Consider the following 11,838-nt stretch of genomic DNA (forward strand, 5'->3'; position numbering starts at 1 on the left):
CGCAGCGCTCCAGGCTTTGGCGGACCGAACAGTGCGCATGTCACTCGATGGCGACATTGGCCGTCTTGACGTACCGGCCCCAGCGATCGATCTCGCTCAGGTAGAAGCTCTGGTACGCGCGCTGCTCCATGTGCTCGGAGACGAAGAACATCTTCTTGGTCTGCTCGGCGACGGCAGGCTCGCTGAGGGTGGCGTCGACCGCCTCGTGCACGCGCGCAATGACGTCCGCCGGCAAGCCGGACGGGCCGAAGATGCCCACCCACGGCCCTCTCGCGACATCAACGCCGTTCTCCTTGAACGTCGCAACGTCCGGAAACTCCGGCAGCCGCTGCGGCATGGCAACCGCCAGCAGGCGCAGCGCGCCGTTGCGGATATGCGGTTCGACGGTGGACAGCACATTGATCGAACAGTCGAGCTGCTGGGACAGCTGGGCCTGCAACAGCGGCGCGGTGCCGTTGTAGGGCACATGCAGCAGGTCGACGCCCTTCGCCTGCTTGAACGCCTCCATGATGAGGTGCCCGGACGTCGCGGTGCTCCATGATCCGAAGCTCAAGGGGGCTTTGGCGTCCTTGGCCATCTGCAGGAACTGGGCGAGGTTCTTGGCCGGGTGCGAGGCGCTCACGACCAGGGCCGCGGGGAAGAAGCCCAGCGGTGCAATGGCGACGAAGTCTTTCTTTGCGTCGTACGGCGCCTTCTTCATGGCGCTGGGCGCGATGGTGTGCGACTCCAGGCCGCCGTAGACCAGCGTGTAGCCGTCGGCAGGGCTGCGCGCCGCAGCCACGCTCCCGATCGTGCCGATGGCGCCTGGACGGTTGTCGACCACGATCGCCTGGCCGCCGAGCCGCTTCTGCAGACTCGGGGCCATGAGGCGCACGATCACATCGCCGCCGCCGCCAGCGGCCCATGGCACGATGATCTTGATCGGCCGGTTGGGGTACGCACCGCCCTGGGCGAGCGTGGAGGTCGCGAACGTTGGCAACATCGCGGCGCCAAGGGAGCCGAGGATGGCGCGGCGCGTGATCTGAAGGTGTGTCATTTCTGTTGTCTCCGATTTGTTGGATGGATGGAGGGGCGTTGGCTTACGTGCGACGCAGTTCCTGCAGGAGCGCGGCCGCCCGGTCGGTGCGCACGTCGTGCTCGGCGGCCATGCGCTTGGCGACGGCGTCGATCTCATCGCCCGTGGCACCCGCGACCAGCGCGATGTTGCGGGCGTGCAGGGCCATGTGGCCGCGCTGGATGCCTTCGGTGGCCAGGGCACGCAGGGCGCCGAGGTTCTGGGCCAGGCCCACGGCGACTGCCACCTCGCCCAGCTCCTGCGCCGACTGCACACCCATGATCTTCAGCGACAGACGGGCCAGCGGGTGGGTCTTGGTGGCCCCGCCCACCAGGCCGACCGGCATCGGCATCTCGATGGTGCCGACGAGTGCACCGCTGGCGTCCTTCTCCCAGGTGGTCAGCGAGGTGTAGCGCCCGCTGCGGCAGGCGTAGGCGTGGGCACCGGCTTCGACGGCACGCCAGTCGTTGCCGGTGGCCACGATGACGGGGTCGATGCCGTTCATGATCCCCTTGTTGTGCGTGGCCGCGCGGTAGGGGTCGACGGCCGCGAAGGTGTAGGCATCGATCACGCCTTCGACGATCTCCTCGCCGCTACGCTCCCCGGTCTGGAGCACCTCGGGGGTGAGCCGCACGCGGGCCCGGGCCAGGCGCAGGTCGGCCAGGTTCGACAGGATGCGCAGGCGCACCGTGCCGCCGGTCAGCCTCTCGACCAGCGGAGAGACCGACTCGGCCATGGTGTTGACCGTGTTGGCCCCCATGGCGTCGCGCACGTCGACGATCAGGTGCATGACGACCATCGGGCCGCGTGGCGTGTCCGGGAACACATGGACCTCGATGTCGCGGCAGCCCCCGCCCAGGCCGATCAGGATCTTGTCGCGGCTGTTGGCGATCTCCAGGATCTCGGCGCGCTGGCGCAGCAGGGCCAGGCGCGCGCCGTAGGGGTCAGCGATGCCGATGACCTGCACCTGGGCGCGCATCAGCGGCCCGGTGCTGGACGCCTCGAAGCCGCCGCAGTCACGTGCCAGCTTGGCCATGAACGAGGCCGCGGCCACGACGGACGGCTCTTCGACCACCATCGGCACGAGCACATCGCGGCCGTTGACCAGGAAGTTGCTGCCGATGCCGAATGGAAGCTCGAAGGTGCCGATGACGTTCTCGATCATGCCGTTGGCGCGCTCCACGCTCAGCGCACCTGGCCTGGTCATGAGGGCGATCTCGTCTTCGGACAGGTGGGCGATGCGCGCGACGTGCTCGAAACGTTGCGCGGGCGTGAGGGATCGGAAGTTGGGCAGGCGGGAATCGACCAAGGGCTGTCTCCTGAGGGAAGGTTGCGGCATGGGCAAACTGTAGAAGATCTGTACCAAGTTAAAAAGGTACAGTTTTGCCAAACAGACGCCGATGCTTGGTGACAATTTTTCGGTGTGTCATAGTCAACCAATGACAGTTGATGCCACATCCAAGACACGCCGGAGCCGGTCTGCGACGCTGCCGTTGACCGTGGCCGACGCCATCGAACGGCAGATCCGGGACGGCGCCTACCAGGCCGGCGACAGGCTGCCCTCGCTGCGGGAGATGGCCGATCTGCACAAGTACGCCAAGAACACGGTGGTCACCGCGTTCGAGCTGCTGGTGTCGCGCGGCCTGGTGGAGCCGCGCCGCGGTGCGGGCTACTTCGTCGTCGACAAGCCGCCGTCCAGATCGGCCGACGACGAAGCCGGCAGCCTGGGCCGGGCGATGGACATCGTCTGGCTCATGCGCGAGCAGCTCAAGACCGAGCCAGACGCCTTGGCCGTGGCAGACGGGTTTCCGCCGGTCGAGTGGCTGGCCGATGTGCGGCTCGACAAGTACCACCACAAGGTGGTGCGCACGGGGCTGGGCTCGCTGTTCCGCTACGGCAGCCGCTTCGGCTACGCGCCGCTGCGCGAGCACCTGGTGCGCAAGCTCGCAGACTTCGGCATCGGCGCCGAGCCGCGGCAAATCGTGTTGACGCACGGCGCCAACGAAGCGATGGACATCGTCATCCGCTACTTCGTGCCGCCCGGCGGCAAGGTGCTGGTCGACGACCCCGGCTACTACCCGCTGTTCGGCAAGCTGAAGATGGCCAGCGCCGAGGTGCTGGGCGTGCCGCGCCTGCACGACGGGCCGGACCTGGAAGCGCTGGAGCAGCTGTTGATCACCCAGCGTCCCCGGCTGTTCTTCACGCAGTCGCTCGCCCACAACCCGACCGGCTCGGACCTGTCCGCGGCGAAGGCCTTTCGCGTGCTGCAACTGGCACAGAAATACGACCTGCTGATCGTGGAGAACGATCCCCTGGCAGACTTCAAGCCGACCTCGTCGCCGCGCCTGGCTTCACTGGACCAGCTGGAGCGCACGATCTACATCGGCAGCTTCTCGAAGTCGTTCTCGGCCGCGCTGCGCGTGGGCTTCATCGCCTGCGGCGCTGACCTGGCCAGCGACCTGGCCGACCTGAAGGCGCTGATCCACGTGAGCAGCTCCGAGTATTGCGAGCGGACGGTCGACGTTATGTTGAGCGAAGGCCACTACCAACGTCATCTGACCCGGTTGCGCAACCGGCTGGGCGAAGCGACCGATGGTGCGCGAGCGCTGTTCGAGTCTGTCGGCGCGCACATCTTCGCGAAGAACGCCCAGTCGCTCTACCTGTGGGCATCCCTGCCTGGCGTGGAGGATTCGATGGCCCTGGCCACAGCGCTGTTGCCGCAGAACATCCGACTGGCGCCTGGCAGGATTTTCAGCGTTGACACCGCGGCGATCTCGCCATGGTCACGCTACAACGTGGGTGCCGTGATGGACCCACGGTTCAGCAAAGCGCTGCAAAGTGCGTTGAAGCAATTGGGTTCACCCAGGAAACCCGGACGTTGACAGGCGATGCGCGCTTGCCGCGCAGTGTCAGCGGTACAGCGCTTCGGGATTGGCCTGCAGCACCCGCTGCACTAGGGCATCGTCGCCGGCCCATTCCTTGAACATCGCCAGAAGCCGCGCCGCATCCGGCTCGGGCACCATGCGCAAGTGCGGCCAGTCGCTGCCCCAGACCAGGCGCTCCCGGTTGGCCTCAACCATCCTCTGCTGGAACACGCGGCCGGCCTGCCAATCGGGCGCGTGCAGCAGGTTGCGGTAGGCGCAGAGCTTGACCCAGACCTTGCCCGTCGCCAGCAGATCCAGCAGCGTGCGAAAGCCCGGGTCATCGACACCGGCCGCCACGTCGAAGCCGCCCATGTGGTCGATGACGACCGGTACGGGCAAGGCCTTGAGTTGCGCCGCGATGGCGGGCAGTACTTTGCAGTCGGTCCACAGCTCGGCGTGCAGGCCGGCATCGGCCAGGTGCGGTGCCAACGCCAGCAGATCGTCGAACGAGGCGCTGCCGGCGAAGTTGTTGCCCGGGCCGCTGCGGTGGCTGAAGCGCGCGCCGCGCACACCGCGTGCGTGCAGGCCGGCCAGTGGCAGCGTGTCGCCAGGCTGCACGACGACCACGCCGCGCCAGCCGGGCCGGGCGGCCAGGGCGTCGAGCAGCAGTGCGCGGTCCTTGCCGTAGGCGCTGGCATGCACGAGCACGCCGTGGGCCAGGCCCAGGCGCTGCAGCAGGGCGTCGTACTGCGACTCGACGGCCTCGGGCGGGGTGTAGCTGCGCTCGGCGGCCAGCGGGTAGCGTGCGTAGGGGCCGAAGAGGTGGGCGTGGCAGTCCCAGCCGGCGCGGGTCATGCCAGCGCGCCGTGTTGCGGCAGCAGGAAAGCCGGCGCCACGCCCTCGGGCAGCGGGATCTCGTGGCAGTTCAGCGTCATGGCGACCAGCGTGTAGTAGCCGATCAACGCCGTGAGCTCGACCACGCCGCGCTCGCCGAAGCGGGCCAGCGCACGGGCGTAGGTGGCGTCGGAGACGGAGCGGTGGCGGTTGAGCTCGACGGCGTAGGCGTGCAGCGCGGCATCGTCTTCCGACAGGCCGGCCGGCTCGGTCTGCGCCAGCAGGGCCGCGATGACGGCGGGCTCGATGCCGGCCTTCTCGGCCTCGCTGCGGTGGGCGTACCACTCGAAGGGCGATTGGCAGGCGCGGCCCGTGACGAGGATGGCGATCTCGGACTGGCGCGGCGTGAGCGTGGTGCCGTAACGCAGCAGCGCGCCGAAAGCCTGCCACTTGTCGGCCAGCTCTGGGTTGTGCAGCGCGGCGCGCAGCGGGCCCTGGATCCGGCCGCGCGGGCCGGACACGATGCGGTCGTGGACGGCGCGCTGTGCGTCGTCCATGGTGTCGGTGGGAAATAGCGTGATGCGGGGCATGCGGTCGTCTCCTGTCGGCCAAAGCTGGCCCGCCAGCTTAGAGGCTGCATGCCGGGCCGCGTGGCCGACGTGCGCAAGGCTGCTATGCGGCGGCCGGCAAACCGCCAGGTGTGGCAGCGCCCGAGCGCCACATGCCGCTGCGCGCGCTGTCTTCCACGATCTGCACGATCTCGGCGGCCACCGCGGCCACGGCCCGGCTCGGGCCCTTGCTGCGCGCCATCGCCATGGACACGATGCGCTGCAGCGTGGGCGACGCGATACGGGCCGCCTGCAGCTTGCCCTCCTGCACCTCGGACCACACGGCATGGATCGGCAGCACGGTGTAGAGCCGCGCCTCGGCCACGGTGGAGCGCATCAGCGGCAGCGAATCGGCCTCGATGACGGGGGCCAGCGTGATGCGCTCGTGTCGGGCCATGGCGTCCAGCGCAGTGCGCAGGCCGTTGGGCACGCCGGGCAGGATAAAGGGCAGCCCATCGAGCGCGGAGAACGGCACTTCGTCGGCAGCCGTGAGCCGATCACCCGCGGCGCCGATCAGGTAGCTGTCCACCATGGCCAGGGCCTGCTCGCTCTCGGGCGGCGCGCTGCCGTAGCGGTACAGGATGGCGATGTCGACGCGCGCGTCGGCCAACCATTCCTCGACCTGGCCGCTGGAGCCTTCCAGCACCTTGAGCTGCACGCCCGGGTGCTTCTCGCGCAGCTGCTTGAACAGCCGGCCGACCATGGGGTTGGTGATGGAGGGCAGCGAGCCCAGCGTGACGCGGCCGGCCGGCTCGCGCGCTTCGCCCAGGATCTCGGCCTCCAGCTGCTCGGCGTCCGACAGCAAGGCCTTGACCAGCGGGAAGATGCGCTGGCCCACATCGGACAGCGCCACGCCGCGGCCCGTGCGGTTGAACAGCCGCGCCTTGCACTCGCGCTCCAGCGCGTTGAGGTGGCGGCTCAGCAGCGATTGGTTGCTGTCCAGGAACAGGGCCGCGCGCGTGAGGCTGCCGAGCTCGGCGATGGCCAGGAAGGCGCGCCATTTCTGCAGGTCGGAGGTCAGATCCAGCCGCAACTGCGTGGGCTTGTGGGACTGCATGGGTCACCGTCTCCAGGTGAACGAAAGGGGCTGGATTGTCGGCGCTACTGGTTCAGCTGCGCCCAGGTCTTGTCCAGCCGCTTCACGCTGACCGGCTGCGGCGTGCGCAGCTCCTGCGCGAAGAAGCTCACGCGCAGCTCCTCGAGCAGCCAGCGCAGCTCGAGCATGCGGCTGTCGACCTGGCCCTTGCGGTCCGCCACCAGGCGCCAGTAGCGCTGCTCCTGGGGGCGCAGCTCGGCCATGCGGGCGGCGTCGCGCGCCGGGTCGGCGCGCAGCTTGTCCAGCCGCAGCGTGATGGCTTTCAGGTAGCGCACCACGTGCTGCAGTTGCGCCCAGGGCGTGTCTTCGAGGAAGCGCTTGGGCATCAGGCGCTGCAACTGCTGCTGCACGTCGGCCGCGATGTCGGCCGGCGGGCGCGCGTCCTTGAGCTTGCGCACGGCGGCGGCATATTCGACGAGGATGCCGCTGGCCAGGCGGGCGACCTCGCCCGCGATCAGGGTCAGGCGGCCCCGGCCCTCCTCCACGCGGCGCTTGAAGGCGATGGCGTCGCTGGGCAGCGGGTCGAGCAGGAAGGCGCGGTCCAGCGCCACGGCGATGATCTGCGTGCGCAGCTCTTCCACCGTGCCCAGCGGCATGAAGGCGACCGCCATCTTCTGCAGGTCGGGGATGTTCTTTTCCAGGTACTTCAGCGCGTCGCGGATCTGCAGCGCGAACAAGCGGCGCAGGCCGGCGCGGTGCCTGGCCGCGGCGACATCGGGCTCGTCGAAGACCTCGATGCGCACGGCGTCCCCGCCGTCGATCAGCGCCGGAAAGCCCACCAACGACTGGCCGCCCTTGCGGATTTCCATGAGCTCAGGCAGTTCGCCGAACGTCCAGGCGGTGTAGGACTGGCCTTCGGGCACGACGGGCTTGGGCTTGTCGGGCGCCTGGCCCTTCACGGGCGCCTTGGGAGCCTCGGGCTGCGGCGCCTGCACGGTGGCCGCCAGCTTCAGGCCGGCCAGGGCCTGGAATGCGCCGCGCGCCTGCGCGCCGAGTTCGGCCTTCAGCGCCGCGAGGTTACGGCTCATGCCCAATTGGCGGCCATGCTCGTCCACCACCTGCAGGTTCATGAACAAATGCGGGCTCAGCATGTCGAGCTTGAAGTCGGTGCGCTTGACGTCCAGGCTGCTCGCATCGCGCACCGCCTTGAGCAGCGTGTCGGAGAGGCTGCCCTGCGCGAACGGCAGCTCGGCCGCCAGGCGCGTAGCCGACTCGGGCAGCGGCACGAAGCGCGAGCGCGGGCGCTGCGGCAGGCTCTTCAGCAGCGCCTGGATCTTGTCCTTGAGCATGCCGGGCACCAGCCATTCGCAGCGCTCGTCCGCCACCTGGTTCAGCACGAACAGCGGCACGGTGACGGTGAGGCCGTCGCGCGCGTTGCCAGGCTCGTGCAGGTAAGTGGCCGCGCAGTCCACGCCGCCCAGGCGCACCGTGCGCGGAAAGGCGTCGGTCGTGATGCCAGCGGCCTCGTGGCGCATGAGCTCCTCGCGCGAGAGCAGCAGCAGCTTGGGGTTGGTCTTGACGGCCTCGCGCCACCAGGCCTCGAAGGTGCGGCCGCTGTAGACGTCGGCCGGCAGCTGCTTGTCGTAGTAGGCGTAGATCAGCTCTTCGTCGACCAGCACGTCCTGACGGCGCGACTTGTGCTCCAGCGCCTCCACTTGCGCGATGGTGCGCTGGTTGGCCGCGGCGAACGGCAGCCTGGTCTCCCACTGGCCCGCGACCAGGCCTTCGCGGATGAAAACCTCGCGCGCGCCGACCGCGTCCACGCGGTGGAAGGGCACGCGGCGGTTGTTGTAGATGACCAGGCCGTACAGCGTGGCGCGCTCCAACGCCACGACCTCGGCGGCCTTCTTTTCCCAGTGCGGGTCGAGCAGTTGTTTCTTGAGCAGGTGGCCGCCGACCTCTTCGAGCCACTGCGGTTCGATGTTGGCGATGCCGCGGCCGAACAGGCGCGTGGTCTCGACCAATTCCGCAGCGGCGATCCAGCGGCCGGGCTTCTTCTTCAAGTGCGCGCCGGGATGGCGGTAGAACTTGATGCCGCGCGCGCCCAGGTACGCGTCGTCGTCCTCGGGCTTCAGGCCGATGTTGCCGAGCAGGCCGGCCAGCATGGCCATGTGCAGCTGCTCGTAGCTGGCGGGCTCGTCGTTGAGCTTCCAGCGGTGTTCGGTGACGACGGTCAGCAGCTGGCTGTGGATGTCGCGCCACTCGCGCACGCGGCGGATGTTGATGAAGTTCTGGCGCAGCAGTTGCTCGTATTGGCGGTTGCTGAGCTTGTGCGTGGCATGCGGAACCTCGGCAGGCGCGCCGGTCTTGCCCCCTCTCCCGCCCGCGGGAGAGGGTTGGGGTGAGGGTGCCCCGCCCCGCGCATCATGGATCCAGTGCCACAGCCGCAGATACCCACTGAACTCGCTCTTCTCGTCGTCGAACTTGGCATGCTGCTGGTCGGCCTGGGCCTGCATGTCCATGGGACGGTCGCGCACGTCCTGCACCGACAGCGCGGACGCGATGACCAGCACCTCGCTCAGGGCCTTGCGGTCGCGGCCGGCCAGGATGATGCGGCCCACGCGCGGGTCCAGCGGCAGGCGCGCCAGCTCGGCGCCGACAGCGGTCAGCACGTTGTTGTCGTCCACCGCGCCGAGTTCGTTGAGCAGCTGGTAGCCGTCGGTGATGGCACGCTTGGACGGCGCCTCGACGAAGGGGAAATCCTCCACCTCGCCCAGGTGCAGCGACTTCATGCGCAGGATCACGCCGGCGAGCGAGCTGCGCAGGATCTCGGGGTCGGTGAAGCGCGGGCGGCCGTTGAAGTCGTCCTCGCCATACAGGCGGATGCAGATGCCGTCGGCCACGCGGCCGCAGCGGCCGGCGCGCTGGTTGGCCGCGGCCTGGCTGATGGGCTCGACCAGCAGCTGCTCGACCTTGCTGCGCAGGCTGTAGCGCTTGACGCGCGCCGTGCCGGCATCGATCACGTAGCGGATGCCGGGCACGGTGAGCGAGGTCTCGGCCACGTTGGTGGCCAGCACGATGCGCCTCTTGCCGCGCAGCACGAAGATCTCGTCCTGCTCGGCCTGGCTCAGGCGCGCGAACAGCGGCAGCACCTGGGCGTCGCGCAGCACGGGCTGGTGCTGCAGGTGGCCGCGCAGGTGGTCGGCGGCCTCGCGGATCTCGCGCTCGCCGGGCAGGAAGACCAGGATGTCGCCGGCCTGGCGCGGGTCGCGCCAAAGCTCATCCACACCCTCGGCGATGGCCTCGTTCAAGCCGAAGTCACGCGACTCCTCGAACGGGCGCCAGCGCTGCTCCACGGGGAACATGCGGCCCGAGACCATGATGACGGGCGCCGGGCCATTCGCACTCTTGAAGTGGTTCGCGAAACGGTCGGCGTCGATGGTGGCCGAGGTGACGATGACCTTGAGGTCGGGCCGGCGCGGCAGGATCTGGCGCAGGTAGCCCAGCAGGAAATCGATGTTCAGGCTGCGCTCGTGCGCCTCGTCGATGATCAGCGTGTCATACGCCTTGAGCAGCGGGTCGGTCTGCGTCTCGGCCAGCAGGATGCCGTCGGTCATCAGCTTGACCGAGGCGTTGCGCGACAGGCGGTCCTGGAACCGCACCTTGAAGCCCACGACCTCGCCCAGCGGCGATTTCATCTCTTCGGCGATGCGCTTGGCGACCGAGCTGGCGGCGATGCGGCGCGGCTGCGTGTGGCCGATGAGCCGGCCCCTGCCCTCGGGCGCGTTGCACTTGCCGCGGCCCAGCGCCAGCGCGATCTTGGGCAGCTGCGTGGTCTTGCCCGAGCCGGTCTCGCCGCAGACGATGACGACCTGGTGAGCCGCGATGGCGGCCATGATTTCCTCGCGCCGGCCGGAGACGGGCAGCGATTCGGGAAAGCTCAGCGTGAAGGCTGGCGCCGGGGGCGCCGCGGGGGCTTCGGGCATATGGAGATGGGGCGCGTTCCGCGGGGGGACTTCGTAGAGAATCCGGGATTATCCCAGTGCAGCCCCTGCACAACCCCAAGCCCTCAGCGCCCACCCGCCGCCCATGTCCGCAGTCTTCAATTTCACCTTCGTGCCCTGGTTCCGGTCGGTGGCGCCCTACATCCACACGCACCGCGGCAAGACATTCGTGGTCGGCATCGCGGGCGAGGCGATCGCGGCCGGCAAGCTGCAAAGCATCGCGCAAGATTTGGCGCTGATCCAGGCCATGGGCGTGAAGATCGTGCTGGTGCATGGCTTTCGGCCGCAGGTCAACGAGCAGCTGCGCGCCAAGGGCCATGCGGCGAAGTTCTCGCACGGCATGCGCATCACCGACAGCGTGGCGCTCGATTGCGCACAGGAGGCCGCGGGCCAGCTGCGCTACGAGATCGAGGCGGCCTTCAGCCAGGGCCTGCCCAACACGCCCATGGCCGGCGCCACGGTGCGCGTGATCTCGGGCAACTTCATCACGGCGCGGCCGATCGGCATCGTGGACGGCGTGGACTTCCAGCACTCGGGCTCGGTGCGCAAGGTCGACGTGGCCGGCATCCTGCGCACGCTGGACATGGGCGCCATGGTGCTGCTGTCGCCGTTCGGCTTTTCGCCCACGGGCGAGGCCTTCAACCTGGCGATGGAAGAGGTGGCCACCAGCGTGGCCACGGCGCTGCAGGCCGACAAGCTGGTGTTCCTGACCGAGGTTCCCGGCATCCGCATCAAGCCGACCGAGCCCGAGTCGGAGGACAACCCCATCGACACCGAACTGCCGCTGGCCGCCGCCGAGCAATTGCTGGCCCAGCTGCCGGCGCCGCTGCAGCCCACCGACTCGGGCTTCTACCTGCAGCACTGCGTGAAGGCCTGCAAGGCCGGCGTGGAGCGCAGCCACATCCTGCCGTTCTCGCTGGACGGCGCGCTGCTGCTGGAGATCTACGTGCACGACGGCGTGGGCACCATGGTCATCGACGAGAAGCTGGAGAGCGTGCGCGAGGCCAGCGTGGACGACGTGGGCGGCATCCTGCAACTCATCGAGCCCTTCGAGAAGGACGGCACGCTAGTCAAGCGCAGCCGCACCGAGATCGAGCGCGACGTGCAGCTGTACACCGTGATCGAGCACGACGGCGTGATCTTCGCGTGCGCGGCGCTGTACCCCTACCCCGAGGCCAAGACGGCCGAAATGGCGGCGCTGACGGTGTCGCCGCAAAGCCAGGGCCAGGGCGATGGCGAGAAAGTGCTCAAGCGCATCGAGCACCGCGCGCGCGCCGCGGGCCTGACCAGCATCTTCGTGCTGACCACGCGCACCATGCACTGGTTCATCAAGCGCGGCTTCCAGGTGGTGGACCCGGAATGGCTGCCCGAGGCGCGCAAGCGCAAGTACAACTGGGACCGGCGCAGCCAGGTGCTGGTGAAGAAGCTGGCCTGAGCC

General features: G+C 68.8%; 8 protein-coding genes. 2 read left to right on the forward strand and 6 right to left on the reverse strand.

Annotated elements, in window-relative coordinates; genetic code table 11:
* Positions 1 to 40 precede the first annotated feature (40 nt).
* Both ASF43_RS19340 and ASF43_RS19345 read right to left on the reverse strand, forming a co-directional pair.
* A complete protein-coding gene (locus ASF43_RS19340) occupies positions 41 to 1,036 on the reverse strand; it encodes a tripartite tricarboxylate transporter substrate binding protein (RefSeq protein ID WP_056184360.1) in 996 nt (331 codons plus the stop codon).
* 43 nt (positions 1,037 to 1,079) lie between these two features.
* The gene (locus ASF43_RS19345; RefSeq protein WP_056184628.1) at positions 1,080 to 2,393 is read right to left on the reverse strand and encodes a hydroxymethylglutaryl-CoA reductase, degradative; all 1,314 of its coding nucleotides are present in this window, start codon (positions 2,391 to 2,393) and stop codon (positions 1,080 to 1,082) included.
* A 100-nt stretch (positions 2,394 to 2,493) separates the two neighbouring features.
* Here ASF43_RS19345 and ASF43_RS19350 point away from each other — a divergent pair, with 100 nt between their 5' ends.
* Positions 2,494 to 3,936, forward strand: coding sequence for a PLP-dependent aminotransferase family protein (locus ASF43_RS19350; protein ID WP_056184362.1), 1,443 nt, complete (start codon positions 2,494 to 2,496; stop codon positions 3,934 to 3,936).
* Between the two features lie 27 nt (positions 3,937 to 3,963).
* On the opposite strand, the gene ASF43_RS19355 is transcribed toward ASF43_RS19350, so the two are convergent.
* The 4 genes from ASF43_RS19355 to hrpA form a co-directional block, all read right to left on the reverse strand.
* Positions 3,964 to 4,773 (reverse strand): amidohydrolase family protein, encoded by an 810-nt coding sequence (locus ASF43_RS19355; protein ID WP_056184364.1) that lies wholly within the window; start codon positions 4,771 to 4,773, stop codon positions 3,964 to 3,966.
* On the reverse strand, positions 4,770 to 5,342 hold the full coding sequence (locus ASF43_RS19360; RefSeq protein ID WP_056184366.1) for a carboxymuconolactone decarboxylase family protein: 573 nt from the start codon (positions 5,340 to 5,342) through the stop codon (positions 4,770 to 4,772). The genes ASF43_RS19355 and ASF43_RS19360 overlap by 4 nt, the downstream gene beginning before the upstream one ends.
* 82 nt (positions 5,343 to 5,424) lie before the next feature.
* Positions 5,425 to 6,417 carry a LysR family transcriptional regulator gene (locus ASF43_RS19365; RefSeq protein WP_056184368.1) on the reverse strand — a complete coding sequence of 331 codons (993 nt, stop codon included), beginning with the start codon at positions 6,415 to 6,417 and terminating at the stop codon, positions 5,425 to 5,427.
* Between the two features lie 44 nt (positions 6,418 to 6,461).
* Positions 6,462 to 10,382, reverse strand: coding sequence for an ATP-dependent RNA helicase HrpA (gene hrpA, locus ASF43_RS19370; protein WP_056184370.1), 3,921 nt, complete (start codon positions 10,380 to 10,382; stop codon positions 6,462 to 6,464).
* A gap of 103 nt (positions 10,383 to 10,485) precedes the next feature.
* On the opposite strand from hrpA, the gene argA reads away from it, so the two are divergent.
* On the forward strand, positions 10,486 to 11,835 hold the full coding sequence (gene argA, locus ASF43_RS19375) for an amino-acid N-acetyltransferase (RefSeq protein ID WP_056184372.1): 1,350 nt from the start codon (positions 10,486 to 10,488) through the stop codon (positions 11,833 to 11,835).
* Positions 11,836 to 11,838 lie beyond the last annotated feature (3 nt).

The sequence above is a fragment of the Pseudorhodoferax sp. Leaf267 genome (genome assembly GCF_001422405.1).
In the GTDB taxonomy this organism is placed as follows: domain Bacteria; phylum Pseudomonadota; class Gammaproteobacteria; order Burkholderiales; family Burkholderiaceae_C; genus Pseudorhodoferax.

Bases quoted from the DNA above. Each gene is read 5' to 3' on its own strand.
- ASF43_RS19340 (WP_056184360.1), bottom strand. From the start codon at position 1,036: ATGACACACCTTCAGATCACGCGCCGCGCCATCCTCGGCTCCCTTGGC.
- ASF43_RS19345 (WP_056184628.1), bottom strand. From the start codon at position 2,393: ATGCCGCAACCTTCCCTCAGGAGACAGCCCTTGGTCGATTCCCGCCTG.
- ASF43_RS19350 (WP_056184362.1), top strand. From the start codon at position 2,494: ATGACAGTTGATGCCACATCCAAGACACGCCGGAGCCGGTCTGCGACG.
- ASF43_RS19355 (WP_056184364.1), bottom strand. From the start codon at position 4,773: ATGACCCGCGCCGGCTGGGACTGCCACGCCCACCTCTTCGGCCCCTAC.
- ASF43_RS19360 (WP_056184366.1), bottom strand. From the start codon at position 5,342: ATGCCCCGCATCACGCTATTTCCCACCGACACCATGGACGACGCACAG.
- ASF43_RS19365 (WP_056184368.1), bottom strand. From the start codon at position 6,417: ATGCAGTCCCACAAGCCCACGCAGTTGCGGCTGGATCTGACCTCCGAC.
- hrpA (WP_056184370.1), bottom strand. From the start codon at position 10,382: ATGCCCGAAGCCCCCGCGGCGCCCCCGGCGCCAGCCTTCACGCTGAGC.
- argA (WP_056184372.1), top strand. From the start codon at position 10,486: ATGTCCGCAGTCTTCAATTTCACCTTCGTGCCCTGGTTCCGGTCGGTG.